The 25,967-nt window shown below is 69.9% G+C and carries 15 protein-coding genes and 1 pseudogene; 8 read left to right on the forward strand and 8 right to left on the reverse strand.

The window, feature by feature from the left end; all coding sequences use genetic code 11:
- Positions 1-2 precede the first annotated feature (2 nt).
- Positions 3-1,022, reverse strand: a complete 1,020-nt coding sequence (locus tag ACP2AD_RS15010; RefSeq protein ID WP_425230847.1) for a substrate-binding domain-containing protein — start codon at positions 1,020-1,022, stop codon at positions 3-5.
- Between the two features lie 181 nt (positions 1,023-1,203).
- Here ACP2AD_RS15010 and ACP2AD_RS15015 point away from each other — a divergent pair, with 181 nt between their 5' ends.
- Genes ACP2AD_RS15015 through ACP2AD_RS15050 form a run of 8 tightly spaced genes read left to right on the forward strand, consistent with a single transcriptional unit; the run spans position 1,204 to position 14,620 of the window.
- Positions 1,204-3,999, forward strand: coding sequence for a TonB-dependent receptor (locus ACP2AD_RS15015; protein ID WP_425230848.1), 2,796 nt, complete (start codon positions 1,204-1,206; stop codon positions 3,997-3,999).
- Positions 4,000-4,057: 58 nt separating this feature from the next.
- Positions 4,058-5,578: a tryptophan halogenase family protein gene (locus ACP2AD_RS15020; protein WP_425230849.1), complete on the forward strand. Its 1,521-nt coding sequence runs from the start codon at positions 4,058-4,060 to the stop codon at positions 5,576-5,578.
- On the forward strand, positions 5,575-7,404 hold the full coding sequence (locus ACP2AD_RS15025) for an alpha-amylase family glycosyl hydrolase (protein WP_425230850.1): 1,830 nt from the start codon (positions 5,575-5,577) through the stop codon (positions 7,402-7,404). Before ACP2AD_RS15020 ends, ACP2AD_RS15025 begins: the two co-directional genes overlap by 4 nt.
- Entirely contained in the window at positions 7,401-9,443 is a 2,043-nt protein-coding gene (locus ACP2AD_RS15030) for a glycoside hydrolase family 97 protein (RefSeq protein WP_425230851.1), read from the forward strand. The genes ACP2AD_RS15025 and ACP2AD_RS15030 overlap by 4 nt, the downstream gene beginning before the upstream one ends.
- Positions 9,440-10,336: an alpha/beta hydrolase gene (locus ACP2AD_RS15035; RefSeq protein ID WP_425230852.1), complete on the forward strand. Its 897-nt coding sequence runs from the start codon at positions 9,440-9,442 to the stop codon at positions 10,334-10,336. Before ACP2AD_RS15030 ends, ACP2AD_RS15035 begins: the two co-directional genes overlap by 4 nt.
- Positions 10,333-11,844, forward strand: coding sequence for a tryptophan halogenase family protein (locus ACP2AD_RS15040; RefSeq protein WP_425230853.1), 1,512 nt, complete (start codon positions 10,333-10,335; stop codon positions 11,842-11,844). The genes ACP2AD_RS15035 and ACP2AD_RS15040 overlap by 4 nt, the downstream gene beginning before the upstream one ends.
- Positions 11,841-13,331, forward strand: coding sequence for an MFS transporter (locus ACP2AD_RS15045; protein ID WP_425230854.1), 1,491 nt, complete (start codon positions 11,841-11,843; stop codon positions 13,329-13,331). Before ACP2AD_RS15040 ends, ACP2AD_RS15045 begins: the two co-directional genes overlap by 4 nt.
- Positions 13,328-14,620, forward strand: a complete 1,293-nt coding sequence (locus ACP2AD_RS15050) for an alpha-amylase family glycosyl hydrolase (protein ID WP_425230855.1) — start codon at positions 13,328-13,330, stop codon at positions 14,618-14,620. The genes ACP2AD_RS15045 and ACP2AD_RS15050 overlap by 4 nt, the downstream gene beginning before the upstream one ends.
- Here the strand turns inward: ACP2AD_RS15050 and glgX are convergent.
- The 7 genes and pseudogenes from glgX to ACP2AD_RS15085 all read right to left on the reverse strand — a co-directional run bounded on the left by glgX (position 14,586) and on the right by ACP2AD_RS15085 (position 25,944).
- The gene (gene glgX / locus ACP2AD_RS15055; RefSeq protein WP_425231185.1) at positions 14,586-16,391 is read right to left on the reverse strand and encodes a glycogen debranching protein GlgX; all 1,806 of its coding nucleotides are present in this window, start codon (positions 16,389-16,391) and stop codon (positions 14,586-14,588) included. The two genes, ACP2AD_RS15050 and glgX, sit on opposite strands and share 35 nt — an antisense overlap.
- A 59-nt stretch (positions 16,392-16,450) precedes the next feature.
- Positions 16,451-18,808, reverse strand: a complete 2,358-nt coding sequence (locus ACP2AD_RS15060) for a glycogen/starch/alpha-glucan phosphorylase (protein WP_425231186.1) — start codon at positions 18,806-18,808, stop codon at positions 16,451-16,453.
- A gap of 210 nt (positions 18,809-19,018) precedes the next feature.
- Positions 19,019-20,659: pseudogene (gene malQ / locus ACP2AD_RS15065) on the reverse strand (4-alpha-glucanotransferase); the annotation flags it as partial.
- Positions 20,656-22,536, reverse strand: coding sequence for a 1,4-alpha-glucan branching protein GlgB (gene glgB, locus ACP2AD_RS15070; RefSeq protein ID WP_425230856.1), 1,881 nt, complete (start codon positions 22,534-22,536; stop codon positions 20,656-20,658). The pseudogene malQ and the gene glgB, both read right to left, overlap by 4 nt.
- The gene (locus tag ACP2AD_RS15075; protein ID WP_425230857.1) at positions 22,533-23,810 is read right to left on the reverse strand and encodes a phosphotransferase; all 1,278 of its coding nucleotides are present in this window, start codon (positions 23,808-23,810) and stop codon (positions 22,533-22,535) included. The genes glgB and ACP2AD_RS15075 overlap by 4 nt, the downstream gene beginning before the upstream one ends.
- Entirely contained in the window at positions 23,807-25,783 is a 1,977-nt protein-coding gene (locus ACP2AD_RS15080) for an alpha-1,4-glucan--maltose-1-phosphate maltosyltransferase (RefSeq protein ID WP_425230858.1), read from the reverse strand. Before ACP2AD_RS15080 ends, ACP2AD_RS15075 begins: the two co-directional genes overlap by 4 nt.
- Positions 25,780-25,944 carry a DUF2934 domain-containing protein gene (locus ACP2AD_RS15085; RefSeq protein WP_425230859.1) on the reverse strand — a complete coding sequence of 55 codons (165 nt, stop codon included), beginning with the start codon at positions 25,942-25,944 and terminating at the stop codon, positions 25,780-25,782. Before ACP2AD_RS15085 ends, ACP2AD_RS15080 begins: the two co-directional genes overlap by 4 nt.
- Positions 25,945-25,967 lie beyond the last annotated feature (23 nt).

Below are 25,967 nucleotides of genomic sequence, written 5' to 3' on the forward strand. Positions count from 1 at the left end.
TGTCAAGCGGTGCCGCGCAGCACCAGCCGCGGCGGCAACAGCACGTCGGCCGTCGGCTGCGCGTCGAGCAGCGCGATCAGCGTCTCCACCAGCACCTCGCCGGCGCGCGCATAATCCTGAGCAACGGTGGTGAGCGGCGGGCTGCTGCTGCTGGCGGCGGGAATGTCGTCGAAGCCGATCACCGCGACATCGTCGGGCACGCGCAGCCCCGCGGCGGCGAGCGCTCGCAGCGCGCCGAGCGCAATCAGGTCGGACGCGGCGAACAGCCCGTCGAACGCCACGCCGCTGGCGAGCAGCCGCTGCGCCGCGGTCTCGCCCGCCTCCTCGGTCGAGATCGCGTCGGCGCGCGCCACGATCGCGCCGCCCGGTGCGGCCGCGATCGCCTGCCGCAGCCCCGCGTCGCGATCGCGGAACTCGGGATAGCTGTCCGACGCCTCGCCCAGGAAGACCAGCCGTCGCCGTCCGAGCGCCAGCAGGCGCTCGCCCGCGGCGCGTCCCCCGGCCAGATTGTCACAGCCGACCGTGATGCCGTCCGCAGCCGCGTCCGGCGACCCCCAGCGCACGAAATGTGTGCCGCGCCGGACCAGCCCGTCCAGCCGCTCGCGATATTGCTCGAAATCACCATGGCCGAGCAGGATCAGCCCGTCGGCCTTGCGGCTGTCCTCCCACTCCGCCTGCCAGTCACTGTCCATCCGCTGGAACGAGGTCAGGAGGTCGTAGCCCCGCTCCGCGCAGGTCCGGAGCATCGACCCCAGCATGGCGAGAAAGAAGGGGTTGATGAGCGAGCGGTTGGGTAGCGGATCTTCGAAGAACAGCAGCGCCAGCGTGTTCGATCGCCCGCGCCGGAGCGCCGACGCGTTCTTGTCGACGGTGTAGTGGAGCTGTTGCGCTACCGCCCGCACGCGCAGTCGTGTCGCCTCGCTGACCGTGCTGTCGCCGCGCAGCGCACGGCTCACCGTCGGCTGTGAGACCCCCGCCAGCTCTGCAATATCGAAACTGGTCGCCTTGCCGCCGCGCGTCATGCGACGCTCACCTCCGCCAGTACTAAACCGTGTGACACAAACGCTACACTGCCCGTCTGCGCAGTCAACGCACCGTTGAATACGTATGTCGATTGCTGCGCGCAGAAGCGCCGCCGGATAGGTAGGTTGTCTAAACGCCCTGTGGTCCGTCAGAAGGCTGCAGCCGTCAGGAGAGGGATTGATGTTTACCGTCACGCGCCAGAGCGCGCTTAGCCGTTCGCATCTGACGCACAGCGTCAGCGCCGTCGCGCTTGGTGCCTCGTTGCTGCTCGCCCCGGCGGCGATGGCCCAGATCGCGCCAGCGCCGGGAACGCCAACCACGACGACCCCCGGGCCCAGCGCCAACGCCGGCGCGGCGCCCCAGACGCCGACCGACCCCGCGCAGGCCGGGGTCAGCGACACGGCGACCCCCACCTCCGACGCGACGACCGGTGACGTCGTCGTCACCGGCTTTCGCGCCGCGCTGCGCAGCGCCACCGCCAAGAAGCGCAACGCGGAGGCGGTGATCGAGTCGGTGTCGGCCGAGGACATCGGCAAGCTGCCCGACAACGGCATCGGCGAGTCGATCGCGCGTCTGCCGGGCATCTCGGCACAGCGCAACAACGGCCGCGCCAACATCATCTCGATCCGCGGCTTCGGCCCCGATTTCTCGTCGACCACGCTGAACGGCCGTCAGCAGACCACCACCAACGACAGCCGCGCGGTGGAGTTCGACCAGTATCCGTCGGAAATCCTCGCCGGCGTCGACGTCTACAAAACCGGGCAGGCGGACCATGCCGCCGAGGGTCTGGTCGGCAGCATCGACCTGCGCACCATTCGCCCGCTGGATGTCAGCCAACGAATCCTGGCGGTCGGCGCGCGCGGCACGGTCGTCGACCAGCGCATCGACCCGAACGCCAGCAACAAGGGCTATCGCGTCTACGGCACCTATGTCGACCGGTTCGCGGACGGTCGCGTCGGCGTCGCACTGTCGGCGGCCTATACCGACGAGCCCTACCAGACCCGCGACTTCAACGCCTGGGGCTTTGGCGGCTATCCTGGCGGCGGCCAGGGCATGGGCGGCATCAAAACCTGGTCGGAGACCGACAAGCTGCGCCGCTTCGGCGGCAACGCCACGCTGCAGGCACAGCTCGACGACAACACGGTGGCCACGTTCGACGGCTTCTACTCGCATTTCATCGACCGCATCGACCAGCGCGGGTTCGAGATGCCGTTCAATTGCGGCGGCGGCTGCGGCCACGACTCGATCTCGAACATCACCCGCAACTCGAACGGGCTGGTGACGGCGGCAACGATCACCGGCACGCCGATCATCGAGAACTACGCCAACGACCGCACCGCGAACCAGTATTCGGGCGGCATCAACCTGGCGTGGAACAACCATGACGGCTGGCGCGCGCTGGGCGACCTCAGCTATTCGCGCACCGACCGCACCGACACGTCGCTGCAGACCACCGCCGGCCTCGGCCGCGCGCTGCCCACCGCGACGGGCACGGTGTCGTACACGCTGACCTCGCACGGGCCGCAGTTCACCAGCAACTACAACGGCAACAACGCCGCCCTGGTGCTGACCGATGTCGAGGGCTGGAGCGGCTCGCCAGTCCAGGCCGGATACGACAACGTCCGCAACACGCAGGACGAGCTGGTCGAGGCACGCGCAGAGCTGGAACGCGAGATCGGCGGCTTTCTGCATTCGGTGAAGGTCGGCGCAGACTTTGTGAACCACACCAAGACGCTGAACGCCGTCGAGGGCTTCCTCAGCCCGCCCAATGGCGCCACCACCGCGGCGATCCCCGCCAACCTGCGGCTGACGCCCGTGCCGCTCGATCGCGGGCTGGGGCTGCTCGTGGCCTACGATCCGCGCGCGATCCTGAGCAGCGGCGTACTGACCTATGTGGGCAACAGCTATGGCGCGACCAAGGGCTATGGCGTCGAAGAGAATATCTGGACGCCCTATGCGATGGCGACGCTCGACGGGCACTTCGCCGGCGCGACGCTGACCGGGAACATCGGCGTCCAGGGCGTTCACACCAGCGTCCGCTCGACCGGGCAGGCGTTCCCCGCCGTCACCGACCGCTATTGGCAGGTACTGCCCAGCGCGAACCTCAACCTGCGGTTCGACAGCGGCTTCGTGATCCGTCTCGCCGGGTCGGAAGAGATCATGCGGCCGCGCCTGCCCGATCTCAACAACGTGATCTCGTTCGGTGTCGACACCACGCGCAGCCCGATCGTCTACTCGGGCAGCGGCGGCAATCCGACGCTGCGCCCGTACCGCGCCGATGCAGTCGATCTCAACTTCGAACAGTATTTCAGCACGCGTGGATATTTGGCGCTGCAGCTCTTCTACAAGCACATCAACGACTACATCGCCAGCGGCTACACCACGACGTTCGACTACTCCAGCTTCCCGAAGCCGCCGAACCAGCAGACGCCGGCGACGCCGGTCGGCATCCTGTTCAGCAACGTCAACACGCATGGCGGACATCTGCTGGGGGCGGAAGTCGCCGGGACGCTGCCGTTTGAAGTGTTCACCCCAGCACTGACCGGCTTTGGCTTCACCGGCGGCGCCGGCTATACCGAGACCAAGGTCCGCGACTTCAATGGTCAGAATAGCGTGATCCCAGGCTATTCGAAATGGGTGGCGAACGCGACGATCTTCTACGAACGTGACGGCTTTAACGCGCGCGGCAGCATGCGTTACCGCTCGGACTATCTGGGCGACTTCTCGCTCTACAGCGGCGGACTCGACCGGCAGAAGGTACTGGGCGAGACGGTTTTTGACGCGCAGATCGGCTACGACTTCCAGACCGGGTCGGCGCTCCACGGCCTGTCGGTCTATGTGCAGGGCCAAAACCTGACCAACGAGCGGTCGGCGACGGTGGCGCAGTCGAACAACCGCGACGTCGATCCGCTCGCGATCCTGAAATATCAGACCTACGGCCGCCGGGTCGTCGCCGGCTTCACGTTCAAATTCTGATGGTTCTTGGGGCCCAGTCGGTTGCGCCGGCTGGGCCCCAAGGTGCTATTCTACTGCCATGACCGATCGCGCCCCGCTCCCCATCGTCATCGCCGGCGGCGGCACCGCGGGGTGGATGGCGGCGGCCGTGTTCGCCCGGTTCCTTGGACGCCATGCTCAGATCACGCTGGTCGAGTCCGATGCGATCGGCACAGTCGGGGTCGGCGAGGCGACGATCCCGCAGATCCACAATCTTCTGGTCGGTCTGGGACTGGATCAGGCCGAGTTCGTCCGCCGCACCAACGCCACCTTCAAGCTGGGAATAGAGTTCGACGGGTGGCAGCAGGCGGGGCACGCCTATCTCCACAGCTTCGGCCAGGTCGGCCGCGGCATCGGCCTAATTCCCTTCCGCCAGCTCTGGCTGCGCGGCCGCGCGCTGGGGGTGGCGGGCGATTACGGCGACTATAGCGTCAACGTCGCCGCGGCGCGGGGACGGCGGTTCGCGATCGGCGGTGGCGAGAAGGGCGGCGCGTTGCCCGACCTTGCCTATGCCTACCATTTTGACGCGCTGCTGTTCGCGGGCCTGCTCCGCGACTATGCCGAGGCGCGCGGCGTCAAACGGGTCGAGGGGATTATCGCCGCAGTCGAGCGCAACGGCGCGACGGGCGATATCGCGGCGCTGCGTCTCGACGGCGAGCGGCGGGTCGAGGGCGGGCTGTTCATCGACTGCACCGGCTTCCGCAGCCTGCTGCTCGGCGAGGCGCTGGGCGTGCCCTTCACCGACTGGACTCGCTACCTGCCGTGCGACGCCGCGCTGGCGGTGCCGTGCGCGTCGGTCCCGGAGCTGACCCCCTACACGCGATCGACCGCCCGGCCGGCGGGGTGGCAGTGGCGCATTCCGCTCCAACACCGCATGGGCAACGGTTACGTCTTCTGCTCGGCCTTCACCAGCGTCGACGAGGCGGCGGCGCTGCTCCTTGCCAATCTGGACGGCGCGGCGCTCGGCGAACCGCGGCCGATCCGCTTCACCACCGGCCATCGCGCGCAGTTCTGGTCGCACAACTGCGTCGCGCTCGGGCTCGCGGCGGGATTCATGGAGCCGCTGGAGTCGACCAGCATTCACCTCGTCCAGTCGGGTATCGGCCGGCTGCTCGACGTGCTGTCCGGCGACCTGGCCGACAACGGCACCGCGCGCGATGCGTTCAACCGGCTGTCCGCGATCGAGTGGGCGCGGGTGCGCGACTTCCTGGTGCTGCATTACGTCGCCAACGAGCGCGTCGGTGAGCCGTTCTGGGACCATTGCCGGGCGATGGACCTGCCTCCGGTGCTGGCCGAAAAGATCGCACTGTTCCGCCAGTCGGGCGCGTTCATGCGCGAGGCCGACGAGCTGTTCCTCGACGACAGCTGGGCGCAGGTGATGCTCGGCCAGGGCATTACGCCTCGCGGCTGGTCGCCGCTGGCCGACGACGTCACCGGCGCCGAGATCGGTCCCTATCTCGCCACGCTGGCGCGCGCCTGCCGTCTCAAGGCAGAGGGGCTGCCCGCTCACCGCGCCTTTGTCGACGCGCTGGTCGCACCCGCCGTCAGGAAGTCCGCATGATCCGTCTGCCGCTGCTCGCCGCCGTCCTGCTCGCCGCCGCCCTGCCCGCTCAGACCCCCGTCGTGCCGACGCCCGTGTCCAATCCCCCGGCGGCGTCCGACTATCGCGCGCGGCTGCCCGAAGACGAGGTCATCTACTTCCTGCTCCCCGACCGGTTCGAGAATGGCGACCCGTCGAACGACCGTGGCGGGCTCACGGGCGACCGGCTGCAGACCGGCTTCGACCCGACCGCCAAGGGCTTCTACCATGGCGGCGACCTGCGGGGCCTGCTCAACCGCCTGCCCTATATCCAGGACTTGGGCGCGACCGCGATCTGGGTCGGGCCGATCTTTCGCAACAATCCCGTGCAGGGCCCGCCGGGGCAGGAGAGCGCGGGCTATCACGGCTATTGGATCACCGACTTCACGCAGATCGATCCGCACCTGGGCACCAACGCCGATTTCAAGGCGCTGGTCGATGCGGCGCACGCGCGCGGCATGAAGGTCTATATGGACATCGTCGTGAACCACACCGCGGACGTGATCCGCTATCGCGATTGCCCGGGCAACTGCCCCTATCGCGGTACGGGGGACTATCCGTTCCAGCGGCGCGGCGGCGTCGGCGGCGCGCCGATCAACCCCGGCTTCGCGGGCGAAGGCGTGCGCACCGCCGCCAACTTCGCACGGCTAACCGACATGAACTTCGCCTATCAGCCCTACATCCCCGCCGGGCAGGAGCACGCCAAGACGCCCGATTGGCTCAACGACATCCGCTACTACCATAATCGCGGCGATTCGAACTGGCATGGCGAGAGCATCACCCATGGCGACTTCGCCGGGCTGGACGACATCGCGACCGAAAACCCGCGCGTGGTGGCGGGCTTTATCGAGGTGTTCGGCGGGTGGATCGACCGGTTCGGCGTCGACGGCTTCCGCATCGACACCGCCAAGCACGTCAACCCCGAATTCTGGCAGGAGTTCGTCCCCGCCATGCAGGCGCGGGCGCGGGCGCGGGGCATTCCCAACTTCCATGTCTTCGGCGAGGTCTATACCGAAGACTTCGATCCCGCGCTGCTCGCCGAACACACGCGGACCGACGCGATGCCGGCGGTACTCGACTATGCGCTCCAGAACGCGGTGACCGGTGCCGTCAGTGGCCGCGGCGGCGAGGCGCTGACCCGTCTGGTCGCGGCCGATATCCTTTACGACGGCGGCGCCGCGGCGGCGCGGCGGCTGCCGACCTTCGTCAGCAACCACGATGTCGGACGGCTGGCGCTGTTCATCCGCCGACGGCGGCCGACGATCGACGACCGCGAGCTGCTGGCGCGCACGGTGCTGGGCCATGCCATGCTGCTCACGCTGCGCGGGGTGCCGACGATCTATTCGGGCGACGAGCAGGGGTTCGTCGGCCATGGCAACGACCAGGACGCGCGACAGGACATGTTCGCCTCGCAGGTCGTTTCCTATAACGACCAGCCGCTGCTCGGCACCGCCACCACCACCGCCACCGCGCATTTCGGCGAGGACAATCCCCTGTTCCGCGCGATCGCTGCACTCGCCCGCATCCGCCGGAGCACGCCGGCGCTGACGCGCGGGCGCACCGTGATACGGGTGGAGGGCGAGGCGCCCGGGCTAATCGCGCTGTCGCGCTTCGATCCCGTCAGCGGCAAGGAGGTGCTCGTGCTCTACAACACTGCGGCGGGGCCGGTGACCGGCCGGGTGCCGGTGGAGGTCCGCTCGGCCGATTGGCAGGCGCTCGTCGGCGGCTGCGCGCCCCATGCGGCGGCGCCGGGGAGCGTGGCCGTCTCGCTCCCCGCCCTCGGTTACGCCGTGTGCGCCGCGCGATGAGGCTGCTGCTCGCCTTCCTCATGCTGCTGGTCGCGACCCCGGCGCTGGCCGAACCCGTCGCCACCGCGACGTCGCCCGACGGCACGATCCGTGTTACCGTGTCGCTCAACAATGACGGCCGCCCGAGCTATGCTATCACGCGCCGCGGCGCGCCGGTGATCGCCGACAGCGCGCTCGGCTTCCAGTTCACCGACGCGCGCAAGTTCGACCGCGGGCTGGAGGCGATCGGCACGGCGCACGCCAGCGCCGACGCCAGCTGGACCCAGCCGTTCGGCGAATGGACGACGATCCGCGACCGGCACACCGAGCTGACGGTGCGGTTGCGCGAGAAGACCGATGCGCGGCGCGAGATCGACTTGGTGTTCCGGCTGTTCGACGATGGCGTCGGCTTCCGTTATGTCCTCCCGCGTCAGGCGGCGATGGGCACCGTCCACATCGCCGACGAGCTGACCGAGTTCGCGATCCCGGTTTCCGCTCAAGGGGATGCCACGGCGCTGTGGAAGCCCGCGTTTGAATGGAATCGCGAGGAATATCTCTACCACAAGACGCCGTTCGCGGCGGTCGGCACGGCGGCGACGCCGATCACGCTGCGGCTCGCCGACGGCACGCATCTGGCGATCCACGAGGCGGCGCTGGTCGACTATGCGGGGATGAACCTGCGCCGCGCCGACGGCAACCGGCTGCGCGCGGTGCTGACCCCTGGCTCGGGCGCGCCGGCGGTCACGCGCGACGCGCCGTTCGCGACGCCGTGGCGAACGATCATCATCGCCGACGACGCCCCCGGCCTGTACATGTCGCACATCGAGCTCAACCTGAACGAGCCGTCGCGGCTCGCCGACACCAGCTGGCTTCAGCCCGGCAAGTTCGTGGGCGTGTGGTGGAATATGATCACCGGACGCTGGAGCTGGGCTACCGGGCCCAACCATGGGGCGACCACCGCCAATGTCGAACGCTATATCGACTTCGCCGCCGCCAACCACATCCCCGGCGTCCTCGTCGAGGGGTGGAATGTCGGGTGGGACGGCGACTGGTTCGGCAACGGCAACGCGATGGAGTTCGACCGGCCGACGCCGGACTTCGACGCCGATGCGCTTGCCGCCTATGGCCGTGCGCGGGGCGTGTACCTGATCGGGCACAACGAAACCGGCGGATCGGCGAGCCATTACGACAGCCGGCTCGACCGCGCCTTTGCCTTTGCGCACGCGCATGGCGAACCGGTGGTGAAGACCGGCTATGTCACCGACGCCGGCCAGATCGAGCGCGTCGACCCCGACGGTGCGCAGCATCGCGAGTGGCACGAGGGCCAGTGGATGGTGAACCACTATCTCCGCGTGGTGCAGACCGCGGCGCGCTACCACGTCGGGATCGACAGCCACGAGCCGGTCAAGGATACCGGGCTGAGGCGCACCTGGCCCAACTGGCTGGCGCGCGAGGGCTCGCGCGGGATGGAATATAACAGCTGGGACGGGAAGAACCCGCCAGAGCATGAGGCGAACCTGTTCTTCACGCGCATGCTGGAAGGGCCGATGGACTTCACGCCCGGCGTCGTCAGCCTGAAAGGCAGCCACGACAGCAACATTCTGTCGACCGTCGCCAAGCAGCTGGCACTCTACGTCGTCCTCTATTCGCCGGTGCAGATGCTGGCCGACACACCCGAGCACTACGCCCAATATCCGGCGCTGATGCCGTTCCTGCGCGCGGTGCCGGCGGACTGGTCAGACACGCGCGTGCTCAACGGTGAGCTGGGCGATTACGTCACCGTGGTGCGCAAGGACCGGCGCAGCGCCGACTGGTACCTGGGCGCGGTGACCGACGAGAATGCGCGGACACTGACCGTCAGGCTCGACTTCCTCGATGCGGGCAGGACGTACCGCGCGCAAATCTATCGCGACGGACCGGGCGCGGACTATCGCAGCGACGCGCGCCACGCGATCACGATCGAGGAGCGGACCGTCCGCCGCGGCGATACGCTCGACCTGCCCCTCGCGCCGGGCGGTGGCGAAGCTATCCGCTTCGTCGCGCCGGGCCGGCTGCGGTGAGGTGGCTCCTCGCCCTGCTGCTCGCGCTGGCGTGGGGCGGCGCTGCGCGGGCCGAGGACACCGGCCGCTTCGTCGAGATCGCCGCCGTCCCGACGACGCGGATCGCGCCGCCGCATGTCGTCGTCTGGCTGCCCCCCGGCTATGATGCGGGACGCAGCCGCTACCCCGTCGTGTACATGCACGACGGGCAGAACGTGTTCTTCCCCGCGCGATCGGGCTTCAACAAGGTCTGGGCTGCGGACAGGGCAGTTCTTCGGCTCATCGCCGCGCACCGCATCGCGCTGGTCATCGTCGTCGCGATCGACCATCCCGGCGCGGCGCGCTATCGCCAGTATTTCCCGCAGCGGGTGTACGAGATGGGCAGCCCCGCGCTGCGCCGTGCGTTCGACGCGCAGGTGCATGGGCCGATCACCGGCGACGCCTACCTCGCCTTTTTGGTCCACGACCTGAAGCCGCTGATCGACCGCAGCTATCGCACCCGCGCCGACGCCGCGCACACCGCGATCGTCGGATCGAGCATGGGCGGGCTGATCTCCTGCTACGGCTTCGTCGAATATCCGCGCGTGTTCGGCCGCGCCGCCTGCGTGTCGACGCACTGGCTGCTCGCGATGCCCAGCGAGCTGCCCGCCGACGCCGATGTGCTGGGATTATGGGGGCAGTATCTGATGGCGCACTTGGGCGCACCCGCGGGGCGGCGGCTGTGGATGGATCACGGCACGCTGACGCTCGATGCCAATTATGGCCCGTGGCAGGAGGCGATCGACGCCGACCTGACCACACTCGGCTGGCGGCGGGGCCGCGACTTCGAGAGCAGCGTCTATCCGGGCGCGGCGCATGAGGAGAACGCCTGGGCGGCGCGGCTGGACGACATCTTCGCCTGGCTGTTCGGGTGAGCACACCAGCCCCGGCCGTGGTCATCTTGGGCGGCGGCACCGCCGGGTGGATGACGGCGTGCCTGATGGCGCAGGCATGGCCCGCCGCCCGCATCACCCTGGTCGAGAGCCCGGAGATCGGCATCGTCGGCGTGGGTGAGGGCTCGACCCCGCAGCTCCGCGCCTTCTTCGCGCGGCTGGGGATCGCCGACGCCGACTGGATGCCCGCCGCGCACGCGACCTACAAAGCGGGGATCGCGTTCGAGGGCTGGTCGGACCGGCCGGGCTTCGATCGCTACGTCCACCCCTTCGCCGGGCCGGTCGACCTCCATACCGAGCCCGGTTTCCACGCCTATGCGCTCGCCCGGCGGCAGGGCCGCGACGTGCCCGCGCATCCCGACGCGTTCTTCCTCAACAGCTGGCTCTCGACCCACGGCCGCGCGCCGCTGGCGGGCGAGAACTTCCCCTTCGAACAGGGCTATGGCTATCACTTCGACGCGCACCTTGTCGGTCAGGTCCTGCGCGACCACGCCGTCAGCCACGGCGTCACCCACCTCCAGCGCCGCGTCGAGGAGGTCGCCGTCGCAGCGGACGGTCAGGTCGCGCACCTCGTCACGGAGGCGGGTGAGCGGATCGCGGGCGACCTGTTCGTCGACTCGAGCGGCTTCCGCGCCGCGATCGCGCAGGGTGCGCTGGGCGTCCGCTTTCTGCCCTTCGCCGCCAATCTGTTCAACGACCGTGCCGTTACGATCCCGACGCCCCGCGCCGCCGCGACGCCGGTCCACACCACCGCGACCGCGCTGACGAACGGCTGGGCGTGGTCGATCCCGCTGACCCACCGCACCGGCAACGGCTACGTCTTTTCGTCCGCCTATCTGTCGCCCGACGCGGCGGAGACCGAGCTGCGCACGCGGCTGGGGCTGCTCGACGCCGATGTCCCGGCGCGGCACCTGAGCATGAGGGTGGGCCGGGTCGAGACGAGCTGGACCGGCAACTGCCTCGCGGTCGGGCTCGCCCAGGGCTTCATCGAGCCGCTGGAGGCGACCGCGCTGCACCTGGTCCAGGCGACGGTGGAGGGCTTCATCCGTGCCTGGGAAGCGGGGGGGTTCGCCCCCACGCACCGCGATGCGTTCAACGCCGGCATCGCACGCCGTTACGAAGGCGTGCGCGATTATATCGTCGCGCACTACCGGCTCAGCCGCCGTACCGACACCGTCTATTGGCGCGACAATGCCGGGCATGACGAGCTGTCGGACTCGCTCAAGGCGCTGATGACCTGCTGGTTCACCGGCGGCGACCTGGTCGCCGCGGTGCATGAGCAGGGGATCGCCGACATCTATGCGCCGCTGTCTTGGGGCTGCCTGTTCGCGGGCTATGGCCTCTTCCCGGAGCGGCTGGCACCGACGCCCGCGGACATGACCGGGCTCGCCGCCTTCCTTGGCCGGTGCGGCAGCAACTTCCCGGCGCACGACGCGGCGCTGGACGCGATGGCGGAGCCGCGGGCCGCCGCGGTGCTGGAGGACGCATGACGGGCAATCGCCGGCCGACGCTGGGCTTCGCGCAGCTGTGGAACATCTCGTTCGGCTTCTTCGGCATCCAGGTCGGCTTCGCGCTGCAGAACGCGAACATGAGCCGGATCTTCCAGACGTTGGGCAAATCGCTGGACGATCTGGCGGTGCTGTGGATCGCGGCGCCGCTCACCGGCCTCGTCATCCAGCCGATCATCGGCCATTATTCCGACCGCACCTGGAACCGGTTCGGGCGCCGGCGGCCCTATTTCTTCGCGGGCGCACTGTGCGCCACGGTGGCGTTGCTGGCGATGCCCAACGCGCCCGGCTGGCTCGCCGCGGCGATGCTGCTGTGGCTGCTCGACGCGTCACTCAACGTGTCGATGGAGCCGTTCCGCGCGTTCGTCGGCGACATGCTGCGCAAGGACCAGCACACCGCCGGCTATGCGCTCCAGACCGCGTTCATCGGCGCAGGCGCGGTGGTCGGCTCGGCGACGCCGTTCCTGCTCGATCGGTGGGGCGTCGCCAACGCGCATCCGGGGGGCGGCATCCCCGATACGGTGCGCTACAGCTTCTATCTCGGCGGCACGGTCTTGTTCGCGGCGGTGATGTGGACGGTGCTGACCACGCGCGAATATTCGCCCGCGGAACTTGCGGCGTTCGACGACCGCGAAGTCGGCGAGCATGACGAGCCGCCGGTCCCGCCCGCCTCCACCATCGGCGGCCTCGCCTGGATCGTCGGCGGGCTGGCGATCGCGCTGCTGGTCAGCTGGTTCGACGGTGAGAAGGAACTGTACCTACTCGCCGGGCTGGTCGCCGCCTACGGCATCGCACGGCTGGTCGCGGGCGCGCTCTACGCCCGCGGCCACAAGGACAATCTTCTCACCAACATTGTCGGCGATTTCTCGGGCATGCCGCCGGTAATGAAGCGGCTGGCGCTGGTCCAGTTCTTTACTTGGTCGGCGCTGTTCATCATGTGGATCTACACGACGCCGGTCGTCGCGCAGTACGTCTACGGCTCCAGCGACCCCGCGAGCGACGCCTACAATCAGGGCGGCAACTGGGTCGGCATCCTGTTCGCCGCGTACAATGCCGTCGCCGCGCTCGCCGCCGCGTTCCTGCTCCGCCCGCTGTCAGCGCGGCTGGGCAAGGCGCGGACGCACACGCTGGCGCTGCTGCTCGGCGCGGCGGGATATCTCAGCTTCTTCTTCCTGCGCACGCCGACGACCCTGCTGGCGGCGGAGGTCGGCATTGGCATCGCCTGGGCGTCGATCCTGGCCATGCCCTACGCGATCCTCGCTTCGGCGCTGCCGCAGGCGAAACTCGGCATCTATATGGGCTTGTTCAATATCTTCATCGTCGTGCCGCAGCTGCTGGTGGCGACAGTGATGGGAACGATCGTCCGGCATTTCTTTCCGCACGAACCGATCTGGACGATGGCGTTCGCCGCCGGGGTGATGCTCCTGGCCGCGCTGGCAATGCTCCGCGTCCGGGAGGAGGGCCGGTGATCGCGCGCTTCCTTGCCTTCATCGCCCTGCTGCTCGCCCCATTCCTCGCCGTGCCGGCGGTGGCGGAGGTGGTCCACCAGCCCTGGACGCGCGACGCGACGATCTATGAACTCAATGTCCGTCAGTTCAGCGCACAGGGCACGATCGCCGCCGCGGCGCGCCAGTTGCCACGGCTCAAGCGGATGGGCGTGACGATCGTGTGGGTAATGCCGATCCAGCCGATCGGCGTGCGTGAGCGCAAGGGGACGCTGGGCAGCTATTATTCCATCAGCGATTATGATGCAGTCAACCCGGCGTTCGGCACGGTCGCCGACTTCCGCGGCTTCGTCGCTCAGGCGCACGCGCTGGGGCTCAAGGTGATCCTCGACTGGGTCGCCAACCACACCGCGTGGGATCATCCCTGGGTGGCGCAGCACCCCGACTGGTATCAGCGCGGCGCCGACGGCAGCATCCATGGCTACGAGTACGACAACGGCCATGATGTCGAACATTGGTCGGACGTGATCGGGCTCGATTACCGTGCGCCCGGCGTCGCGCCGGCGGTAATCGCGGCGATGCGGTTCTGGTTGGTCGAGACGGGGATCGACGGGTTCCGCTGCGACGTGGCGGGGCGCGTGCCGCTCGCCTTCTGGCTGCGCGCCCGCGCCGAGCTGGAGCGGGTGAAGCCCGGCCAGTTCTGGCTGGCGGAGGCGGACCGCGCCGACCTGCACCGGGCGTTCGACATGACCTATGACTGGTCGCTCTATCACCGGCTGGTCGACATCGCGGCGGGCCGTGCGGATGCGCAAGGCCTGCGCGAATGGCTGGCGGCGGAGCAGACCGCCTATCCCGCCGACGCCTATCGCATGGCGTTCACCAGCGACCATGACGAGAACAGCTGGCAGGGATCGGATGCGGAGCTGTACCGGGACCACCTGCCCGTCTTCGCGGTGCTCGCGGCGACGTTGCCGGGGATGCCGTTGGTCTATGACGGCCAGGAAGCGGGGCTGAACAACCGGCTGCAGTTCTTCGAGCGCGACCCGATCCGCTGGGGCGGCTATGCGCTGCAGCCATTCTACACCCGGCTGCTCGCGCTCAAGCGCCTGCCCGCGCTGGCAAACGGCGCGGCAGGAGCGCCGGTGGCGTGGATCGAGACGGGCGACGACCATGTCGCCGCGTTCCGGCGCGTGAAGCAGGGCCATGGCGTGATCGTCGTCGCGAACCTGTCGGATGCGGCAAGGACGCTGACGCTGCCCGGGCTCGGGCGGGTGACGCTCAGCCCGTGGGGCTATCTGCTGCGACAGCGCTGAGCGTGACCGCGCGCGCGGCCCGGTCGACACGGATCGCGATGCCGGCGAAGCGCACCTCGAAGCCGTCCGCCCCCGTCCATCGATCCGCCGTCATCGCCGCGCCGTCGAGCGCTCGCCAGTCCGCGGTCAACAGATAGGCCGGGTCGGCCAGCGCGGGATGCGCGGCGCGCAACGCAGCGAGTCCGGCGACGAACGCTTCGAGCGCGACGTCGCGCGCCTCCCAGTCGAGCCAGCTCGTCGCGTTGTCCTGCGCATAGGCGTTGTTGTTGCCGCCCTGCGTCCGCCCGAACTCGTCGCCCGCGGTCAGCATGATCGTGCCGCGAGTCGCGAACAGCGTCGCCAGCAATGCGCGGACGTCCGCCTGCCGCCGCGCGATCACCGCCGCATCGTCGCTCGGACCCTCGACCCCCTCGTTCCAGCTCACCTCATGCGCGTCGCCGTCGCGATTGCCTTCGCCGTTCGCCTCGTTGTGGCGTTGGTCGTAGGCGACCACATCCGCGAGCGTGAACCCGTCATGCGCCGCGACATAGCTCACCGACCGCGTGCGGCCGCCGCCGAACACGTCGCGCGAGCCGGTCAGCCGCTCCGCCAGCGCACCCGCCGAGCCGTCGCCGCGCCAGAAGCGGCGCACGTCGTCGCGATAGCGGTCGTTCCATTCCAGCCAGGACGCGGGAAACTGGCCGAGGCGGTACCCGCCGGGGCCTGTGTCCCAGGGTTCGGCGATCAGCACCCGGTCGGCGAGCAGCGGATCGGCGGCGATCGCCGCGAAGATCGGTGCGTGGGAGTCGAAGTCCGGCCCCCGCGCGATCACCGTTCCCAGGTCGAACCGGAACCCGTCCACGCCGCACGCCGCGAAGTGCCGCAGCGTATCTAAGATCAGCGCCCGCACCGCCGGCTGCCCCGCGTCGAGCATGTTGCCCGTGCCGGTATGGTTGACCAGCGTCCCATCGGGGGCATGCGCATAGGCCGCCGGATCGAGCCCGCGCAGGCTCAGCGTCGGCCCGGCGCGGTCGCTCTCGCCGGTGTGGTTGAAAACCAGGTCCAGGAGCACCCCGATTCCCGCCCCCTGCAGGGCCGCCACCGTCGCGCGCAACTCCGCCACGCCGCCCGGCGCCAGCCGCGGATCGAGCGCCATCGGCGTCACGGGATTGTACCCCCAGGCGTTGCGCAGCCCGAGCGGCGGCAGATGGCGCTCATCGATCCAGGCGGTGACCGGCATCAGCTCGACCGCCGCGACGTGCAGCCGCCGCAGGTGCGCCAGCACCGTCGGCTGCGTCAGCGCCGCCAGCGTGCCGCGCTGGTTCCGCGGAACGTCGGGGTGACGCATAGTGAAGCCGCGGACGTTCAGCTCATAGATAAGCCCCCCCGGCCGGAACAGCGGCGGCGCGGCGGCGGACGGCAGTGCAGCGGGCACGACCGCGCGCGGCACCAGCGCCGCGGTATCGACGCCGCGCTCGCCGAGCCGCGGATCGGCGGCATAAGCCCGGTCTATCTCGACCGCATACGGGTCGATCAGCAGCTTGGCGGGATCGAAGCACAGCCCCGCCGCCGGGTCCCACGGCCCCGCCGCGCGAAAGCCGTAGCGCTGGCCGGGCCCGACGCCGGGCGCTTCGACGACGTGCAGGTCGCCCTCGCGCCGGCAGCGCAGCCGCTGTTCGCCGCCCCCGCCACTGCCGCCGCCGTCCCTGTCGAACAGGCACAACGTGACCGACTCCGCCGCCGGCGCGCGCACCGCGAACCGCATCCCGCCCGGCGCCGGCGTCGCGCCCAGCGGAAACGTCGCCGCCGCCCCGCCCAGCCCCTCGCGCCGCAGGTCGTCGAGCCGCAGGGCTACATCACCCGCCAGATGTCGCGGGCATAATCGCGGATCGTCCGGTCGGACGAGAACCAGCCGACGCGAGCGACGTTGCGGATCGCCGCCGCACGCCACGCCGCCTGGTCCGCCCAGCGCCGCTCGACCTCGGCCTGCGCCGCGACATAGGCGTCGAAATCGGCCGCGAGCATATAGCGGTCGCCCTCGTACAGCTCGCCGATCAGCGTCTGGTAACGGTGCGGATCGTCGGGCGAGAACACGCCGGAACAGATCGCCATCAGCGTCTGCGACAGTTCGGGCGAGCGCTCGATCTCCTCGCGCGGGCGATAGTCCGCCCGGCGGGCAGCGACCTCGTCGGCGGTCAGCCCGAAGATGACGATGTTGTCCGCCCCCACCCGATCGCGAATCTCGACGTTCGCGCCGTCCAGCGTCCCGATCGTCAGCGCGCCGTTCAGCGCGAACTTCATGTTGCCGGTCCCCGATGCCTCCATCCCCGCGGTGCTGATCTGTTCGCTGAGGTCGGCGGCGGGGATGATCCGCTCGGCCAGACTGACATTGTAATTGGGCGCGAACACGACCTGCAGCAGGCCGCTTACCGCCGGATCGGCGTTGATCCGGCGCGCGACGTCGTTGGCGAGCTTGATCACCTGCTTGGCGACGACATAGCTGGGCGCCGCCTTGCCGCCGAAAAGCTTGACCCGCGGCGTCCAGTTGCGCTCGGGATGGCTGCGCATCCGGTTGTACAACGCCACCGTCTCGATGATGTTGAGGAGCTGGCGCTTGTATTCATGGATGCGCTTGATCTGGACGTCCAAAAGCGCGCCCGGGTCGATCCGCACCGACAGCTTCTTGGCAAAATGCGCCGCCAGCGCGACCTTGTTGGCGTGCTTGACCTGGGCGAACCGCCCCTGGAACGCGGCGTCGTCGGCGAAGCGGTCCAGCTCGACCAGCGCCTCGGCGTCGTTCAGGAAGCGGTCGCCGATCGCCTCGCGGATCAGCGCGGTCAGGCCCGGGTTGCACTCCAGCAGCCAGCGGCGCGGCGTGATGCCGTTAGTCTTGTTGTTGATCCGCGTCGGATAGAGCCGGTGGAGGTCGGCGAATACGGTCTGCTTCATCAGCTGGGTGTGCAGCGCCGCGACGCCGTTGACGCTGTGCGACCCCGCAAAGGCCAGATTCGCCATTCGCACGCGACGCTCGCCGGCCTCGTCGATCAGGCTGATCGCGCGGATCGCGTCGTCGGGCGTGCCCAGTTCACGCGCCTCGCGCAGGATCAGGGCGTTGATCTGATAAACCAGCTGCATGTGCCGCGGCAGCACGCGTTCGAACAGCGGCAGCGGCCAGCTCTCCAGCGCCTCGGGCAGCAGCGTGTGGTTGGTATAGCCGAAGGTCCGCTTGGCGATGTCCCACGCCGCCGCGAACGCGATCTCGTGCTGGTCGACCAATAGCCGCACCAGCTCCGCGACCGCAATTGCGGGATGGGTGTCGTTGAGCTGGATCGCCGCCTTGTCGGGCAGGGTGCGGATGTCGCCGAAATACTGGACGTGCCGTCGGATGATGTCCTGGATCGATGCGGACGAAAAGAAATATTCCTGCCGCAGCCGCAGCTCCTGCCCCGCCGTGGTCGAGTCGGCCGGATACAACACGCGCACCAGCGTCTCGGCGCGGACCTGCCCCGCGAGCGCGCCGGCGTGGTCGCCCGCATTGAAGCGGTCGAGCCGGATCGGGTCGAACGCCTTTGCGGTCCACAGCCGCAGCGTGTTGACCCTGGCGCCGCGCCAGCCGACCACCGGCGTGTCGACCGCGACGGCCTCCACCGCCTCGCCCGGCCGCCAGTGCACTGCGCCGCCGGTCGCCTGCGTCACTTCGCCCCCGAAGCCGACGAAATACGCGCTCTCGCGCCGCTCGAACTCCCAGGGATTGCCGTGCTGGAGCCAGTTCTCGGGCAGCTCGACCTGCCAGCCGTCGTCGATGCGCTGGCGGAACATCCCGTTCACATAGCGAATGCCGTAGCCATAGGCGGGCAGGTCGAGCGTCGCCAGACTCTCCATGAAGCACGCCGCCAGCCGGCCGAGCCCGCCATTGCCCAGCGCCGCATCAGGCTCGATCTCCTCGATCTCCCCCAGATCGACGCCAAGCGAGCGGAGCGCCTCGGCGATCTTGCCGGTGAGGTCCAGGTTGGCGAGCGCGTCGCGGAGCAGCCGCCCGATCAGGAACTCCAGGCTGAGATAATAGACCCGCTTCGCGCCCGCGGCGTGGGCGGCCTTGGTCGACGCCATCCAGCGTTCGATGATGTCGTCGCGCACCGTCAGGATCGTCGCCGCCAGCCAGTCGTGCGGACGCGCGGCCTGCGCGTCCTTGCCGATCCGGTGGATCATGGTGTCGAGGATCGCGTCGGCCAGCGTGGCGGCGGGGAAGTCGGCGCGGCGGAGCGGGAGATTCACAGAGGGGCCTTCGCTGTTCGCCGCCGGGCCTATCGACGGCGGCGGCGGCTGTCGCTCTTCATTCGTATGCGGACGCACCGCGGCGAGCGTCCCGAGCCGGGACGCGACCGCGGGCAGGCGGAGCAGGTCGGCGGTCGGCAGCGGCAGGCGGCGGCGCCAATTGGGGTGCTCGACAGTGGTGCCGGGGAGGTTGGGCTGCTCTGCCTCGCCGGCCAGGTCCTCCAGCGGGATCAGCGCCAGCGCCGACGGGGTGGCCGCGACCAGCGCGACCGCGGCGTCGACCGCGGCCTGCGCATCCGCCACCGGCCCCGCCTCCGCCGCAAAGCGCCGCCGGTCCTCGGCCCGCGCGGCGCGGTTCGTTCCCGGGTCGCGCCCCAGCCGCTCCGCCCAGTCGAGGTCGCGCCCCTCCCACCAGCCCGCAACGGTGGGCAGGTCATGCGTGCCCGTCATCGCCGCCGCATCGCGCGGATAGGCTGCGGCGGGAAGGAAACCCCCCTCCCCGTCGCGCTCGAAGAACAGGACGCGCATCCCCAGCAACCCGCGCGCCGCCATCGCCGCGCGCAGCCCGGGCGGTACGGTGCCCAAATCCTCACCGATCACCACCGCCCCCGCGCGCCGGCTTTCCGCCGCGACCACGCCGAGCAGCGCGTCGCGCGGCATCGTCAGGTACGCGCCGTCGGCCGCGTCCGCGCCGTCGGGGATCACCCACAGTCGGCTCAGCCCCAGCGCATGATCAATCCGGACCCCGCCGGCGTGGCGCAGCGCGAAGCGCAGCGTAGCCGCGAACGGCGCGCAGTTCTCACGCCGCAGCGCCGCGGGCGCGAGGCCGGTGATCCCCCAATTCTGTCCCGCGCGGTTGAACTGGTCCGGCGGCGCGCCGAGTGAAAGGCCGGTCAGCAGCGTATCGCGCGCGCCCCATGCCTGGCTGCCGCCCGCATCCACCCCGACCGCCAAATCGGCGATCAGCCCGGTCGCCATACCCGCCCCGCGCGCTGCCGCCTGAGCCGCCGCCAGCCCGCAATCGGCCAGCCACTGCGCGAACGCGTAGAATGTAACCTCGTCAGCGTGCGCGGCGGCGAAGCCAGCGACCGCCTCCCCTCCCGGATCGTGACAGGCAGCGGGCCAGCCCTGCCAGCCCGTCGCCCCCGACCGTGCGAGGAAGTGCGCGTGCAGCGCGTCGAACCGGGCGTGGCGCTCCAGCCCCTCGCCCTCCGCCGCCCGGTATGCCGCCACCGCCGCGCGCACTGCCTCGCCCGCCCCCGCCCATGCAGCCCGCAGCGCCGCCAGCCGCGCCGGGATCGCGCCCGCCCAGTCGATCAGGTCCGACCCCTCGCCGACCGGCCCCGGCGCGCCGATCAGCGCCGGGTCGGCGTAGAGGATGTTGTGCTGAAGCCGGCTCGACGGCGCATAGGGGCTGTAGCGTGACGCGTCGGCGGGGAAGAGCGCGTGGGTCGGGCTGATTGCGAGGACGTCCGCCCCCGCGCGTCCGAGCGCGGCCGCTGTGCCCGCAAGCGTGCCGTAGTCGCCATACGCCCGCGCCCGCCCGTCGCGCAGCGCATAGAGCTGCGCCGCCGCTCCCCAGACGCGCGCCCGGCCCGTCCGTTCTTCGACGCTCGCACAGATCGCTTCGGCGGGCGCAACCGGCTTGCGATCGTCCTCCTGCTCGCCCAGCGAGGCAACGACCGCGCGCAACACGTCGTCCGACACGCGGCGCGCCTGTCCCCCCGCGTCCTGCCAGTCGATCTGCAGCCCCGCCGCCCGGGCCCGCGCGTGAAGGTCGCTCACGCGTCCCGGCGGAACAGGATCGTCGCGAGCGGCGGTACCGTGATCGCCGCGCGCGCAGGCTGGTCGTGAAGCGGCGCGCCAGCCGCCTCGACGCCGCCCAGATTGCCGACGCCCGACCCGCCGAACACCGCCGCGTCGCTGTTCAGCACCTCGCGCCAGCGCCCCGCCGCGGGGAAGCCGAGCGCGTAGCCGTGATGCGGCTCGGGCGTCATGTTGACGACCGCCACCACCGGCGGATCGCCTTCGCCGCCAAACCGCGCGAAAGCGAAGACGCTGTTGCGGCTGTCGTCGCCGACGATCCAGGCGAACCCCACCGGGTCGGCATCGCGCCGGTGCAGCGCCGGCTCGGCCGCGTACAAGCCGTTCAGCGCCCGCACCAGCGCCTGCACCCCGGCATGGGGTGGCTCGTCGAGCAGGTGCCAAGGCAGTTCCGCGTCGTGGTTCCACTCGGTCGGCTGCGCCAGCTCGCCGCCCATGAACAACAGCTTCTTGCCCGGATGCGCCCACATGAACGCCAGATAGGCGCGCAGCGTCGCGAAGCGCCGCCAGTCGTCGCCGGGCATCTTGCCGATGAGCGACCCCTTGCCGTGCACCACCTCGTCATGGCTGAGCGGCAAGACGAACCGTTCCGACCAGGCATAGACGAGCCCGAACGTCATCTCGTTGTGGTGCCAGGCGCGGTGGACCGGATCGCGCGCGACAAAGTGGAGCGTGTCGTGCATCCACCCCATGTTCCACTTGTAGTCGAAGCCGAGCCCGCCGTCGTTGACCGGGGCGGTGACGCCGGGCCAGGCGGTCGATTCTTCAGCGATCGTGATCGCGCCCGGCGCGCGCTCGGCGATCAGCCGGTTGAGGTCGCGCAGGAAGGCCACCGCCTCCAGATTTTCGCGGCCGCCATGGACGTTGGGCACCCATTCCCCCGCTTTGCGGCTATAGTCGCGGTACAGCATCGACGCGACCGCATCGACGCGCAGCCCGTCGAGGTGGAACGTTTCCAGCCACCACACGGCGCTGGCGAGCAGGAAGCCCGCCACCTCGCGCCGCCCGAGATTGTAGATCAGGGTGTTCCAGTCCTGATGATAGCCCTCGCGCGGGTCAGCATGTTCATAAAGGGGCGTGCCGTCGAACCGGGCGAGGCCGTGCGCGTCGGCAGGAAAATGCGCGGGCACCCAGTCGAGAATGACGCCCAGCTCCGCTCGATGGCACGCGTCGACAAAGCGCGCGAACTGTGCGGGCGTGCCGAGCCGCGCGGTCGGCGCGAATTGCGACAAGGGCTGGTAACCCCACGACCCGCCGAACGGAAACTCCGTTATCGGCATCAGCTCGACATGGGTGAACCCCTGTGCCTTGGCATAGGGAACCAGCCGGTCGGCGAGGCCGTCCCAGTCGAGCCCCTGCCGCCACGAGCCGGTATGGACCTCATAGATGCTGACCGGCGCGTCCGCCGCCTGGCGGGCGCCGCGCGCCGCCATCCAGGCGTCGTCGGTCCAGGCGAAACCGGGCGCGGCGGCGACGATCGAGGCGGTGGCGGGCGGACATTCGGTCTGGCGCGAAAGCGGGTCGGCGCGCTGCGTCCACACGCTGTCCGCGCCGAGCAGGTCGTATTTGTAGCGCGCGCCGGGGCCGATCGCGGGCACGAACGCCTCCCACACGCCCGACGACCCGCACGGCCGCATCGGGTCCGCGCCGCCGTCCCAGCCGTTCCAGTCGCCGATCACCGCCACCTGCCGCGCATTGGGCGCCCACACCGAGAACAGCACGCCGCCGCCCGCCTGCGGCTGCGCGCCCATCACCTGCGCGAGTCGCCGGTGCCGCCCCTCGTTGAAGAGGTGCAGGTCGATCTCGCCGAGGGTGGGGGCCGGACCGGGGAGGCTCATCCCTCTTCCAGCAACTGCGCGGCGATCCGTCGCAGCCCGTGGGCGGGGACATCGACCCAGTCGGGGCGGTTCGCCGCTTCATAAGTCACCTCGTAGGCGGCCTTTTCCAGAAGGAAGAGGAGCAGCAACGGGTGCGACGCGACGCCGTAGCCCGCCAGGAACGCCGCCTCGGCGCGGGCGCGGAAGCCGCTGTCGGTGCGCCCAGCCTTAGCCTCGGCATAGTCGAACGAGCGCAGCACGCCCGCTACATCGCGCAGCGCCACATCCTTGGTGCGCCGTTCCGCCAGCGAGCGCGTCGGCTCGCCCTCGAAGTCGATGAACACCACGTCGGCGTCCTCAGTGACGAGCAGCTGGCCCAAGTGGAGGTCGCCATGGATGCGGGTACGGCACTGTCCTTCGGCACGCGCCGCGATCGCGGTGGCGCGCGCGCACAGCTCGTCGCGGTCGATCGCCGCCATCGGGTGGACCGCGAGCGCACGCGTCACCTGCGCCGTCACACGTGCGCCCAGCGCCGCCGCCCCGGCCGCGTCGAGCGGCTCGGGTTCAAAGGCGGAATCGTCCGCGTGCTGCGCCAGCACCGCATGCATCGCCGCCAGCCGCTCGCCCAGCCGCCGCGCAAACGGCCCGTAATCGCGCCCGTCCGCCAGCGCCGCGAGCGTCCAGGACCAGCCGTCACCCCGGTTCGGCACGAAGCGCTGGACCAGCATCACCAAGCAGCGTTCGTCGCCCTCGACCCGTGTCACCGTGCCGAGCACCGGCGGGACCTGGTCAAACCCCGCTTGGGTGAGATAGCGGGCCATTTCGACCTCGGGATGAGCGCCGGGCGCCAGCTTGCGTAGCAGCTTCAGCACCGCGCGGCCGCCCAGCACCGCCGAACTGTTGGACTGTTCGGCCGACAGCAGCTGGACCGTCGCGCCGGGCGCGAGGTCGAATCCCGCGAACCGCTCGCAGCGCAGCTCGCCCGCGCCGTCCGGCACGCAGGCATTCTCCGCCAGCCGCGCCACCACCCAGCGCACGAAGCCGGGGTCGGTGAAGCCGTCGCTCAGCCGGTCGGCGTGGGTCGGCACCGCATAGGTGGCCGCGCTCTCGCACGTCTCCGCGCGCACCGCGCCCAACACCAATCCGTCCGCGCCCGGCAGCGGCGTCGCGCGCAGCAGGTGCGCGCGCAGCCCCGCCTCGCCCTTGCCCCCGAACCAGCGCCGCTCGGCAAGCCAGCCGGGCAGCGCGCGTTCCAGCACGGCCCGATCGGCCGCGCGGCCGGTCGCCTCCCTCACGGCCGGATGCGCCAGATCTTGTAGGGCTGGTCGGGGTCCAGGCGGATCGTCTGGCGCTTTCCCGCCCAGCGGAACCGCCACCCATCGACCAGGTCCTCGACCGCGACGCTGCCGTCGTCGGGCAGGCCGAACGCCCAGAGCGGCACGTCGAAGCCGGTGTCGTGCCCGGCATGCGGGTCGAGGTTGACCATCACCAGGATCATCTCGCCACCGTCCGGCGCTGGCTTGCCGTACCACAGGATATTCGGGTCGTCGGCGGCGTAGAAGCGGGTGTTGAGATGGGTCTGCAGGGCCGGATGATCGCGTCGCAGCCGGTTCAACAGCGTGATGTCGGCGATGATATTGCCCGGCGCCTGCCAGTCGCGCGGGCGAAGTTCGTACTTCTCGCTGTCGAGATACTCCTCCTTGCCGGCGACGGGCGCCGCCTCGCACAGCTCGAACCCCGAATAGACCCCGAACAGCCCCGACATCGTCGCTGCCAGTACCGCCCGGGCGCGGAACCCGGCGCGCCCGGCCGTCTGGAGGAAGATCGGGTTGATGTCGGGCGTGTTGACGAAGAAATGCGGCCGGTAGAAATCCCTGGGCGCGGTCGTCGCCAGCTCGACCAGATAGTCGGTCAACTCCTGCTTGCCGTCGCGCCAGGTGAAATAGGTATAGGACTGCGAGAAGCCGATCTTCGCCAGCCGGTACATCATGTTCGGCCGGGTGAACGCCTCGGCCAGAAAGATCGCGTCGGGGTGCGCGGCGCGGATGTCGGCAATCAGCCACTCCCAGAAGGGCAGCGGCTTGGTGTGCGGGTTGTCGACCCGGAACACCTTCACCCCCTCGCCCACCCATAGCAGCACGATGTCGCGCAGTGCGGTCCACAGCGCCGGGACCGCCTCGGGGCCGTAAAAATCGACGTTGACGATGTCCTGATACTTCTTGGGCGGGTTCTCCGCATATTTCATGCTGCCGTCGGGGCGCCAGGCGAACCAGCCGGGATGGTCGCGCAGCCACGGATGATCGGGCGAGCACTGGATCGCGAAGTCGAGCGCGATTTCCAGCCCGTGCTGCTTCGCCGCGGCGATCAGGCGGCGAAAGGCGGGAAAGCCACCAAGCTCGGCGTGGATCGCATCATGCCCGCCGTCCGCGGCGCCGATCGCATAGGGACTGCCGGGCTCGCACGGCGCGGCGGTCAGCGCGTTGTTCCTGCCCTTGCGGTTGGTCTGCCCGATCGGGTGGATCGGCGGGAAATAGAGCGTGTCGAAGCCCATGTCGCGAATCGCGGGCAGCCGGCCGATCACATCGTCGAAGGTGCCGTGCCGGGCGGGGTCGTCGGTGATCGACCGCGGGAACAGCTCGTACCAGCTGGAGAAGCGCGCCGCGATCCGCTCTGCATCGACCAGCTGCCGCGGGCTCGCCAACGCATACGGCCGGTCGTCCGCCACGCGCATCTGCGCCGCCAGTTCATCCGCCAGGAACGCCGCCGCGTCGTCGCCGTCGAGCCGCTTCGCCAGCCGGCGCAGCGCGGCGTCGCGGGTGCGAGCGATGGCGTCCGTGACTAGGCTCCGGCCCTCGGTGAAATCGACCGGCTGCGCGACCGCGGCGTCAAGCTTCTTGCGGAGGTCGCGGCGGAACCCGCCGAACCGGTCCAGCCAGCCCTCGACCACATACTCGTGCCGCCCCATTCGCTCGGGCGTGAAGCTGGCGCGCCAGCCGTCATTGGGCAGCTGTTCCATCGCCACGCAGCGCCACTCGGTCTCGTCGACCGCGCGCCAGCGCAGCTCGGCCGCGAGCTGCTCATGCCCGTCGGTGAAGATCGTCGCCTGCACCTCGACCGTCTCGCCGGTCACGATCTTCACCGCGAAGTCGCCGCCCTCGACGCGCGGGCGGACATTCTCCACCACCAGCCGCGCCGCGGCCGTCGCCTGCGCGATCACGGGCGGCGTCGCCAGGATCGCGCCTGTAACGCTACCACTCCCGTTCTTCATCGCGCGCCGGTTTCGCGCGAAACGGCGGCTTCGGCCTGCGCCTCGTCGATGTCGCGCGCCGCATGTTCCCAATGCCGCCGCGTGCGGCCGGCGGGAACGCCCTCGGCGTCCCAGATCGCATGGGCGCGCGTTCGGATCGCCTCGTCCCGGTTCCCGGCCACACGCCTCTCCCTAATACCGCCGA

This window comes from Sphingomonas sp. (assembly GCF_965248875.1).
Taxonomy (GTDB): domain Bacteria; phylum Pseudomonadota; class Alphaproteobacteria; order Sphingomonadales; family Sphingomonadaceae; genus Sphingomonas.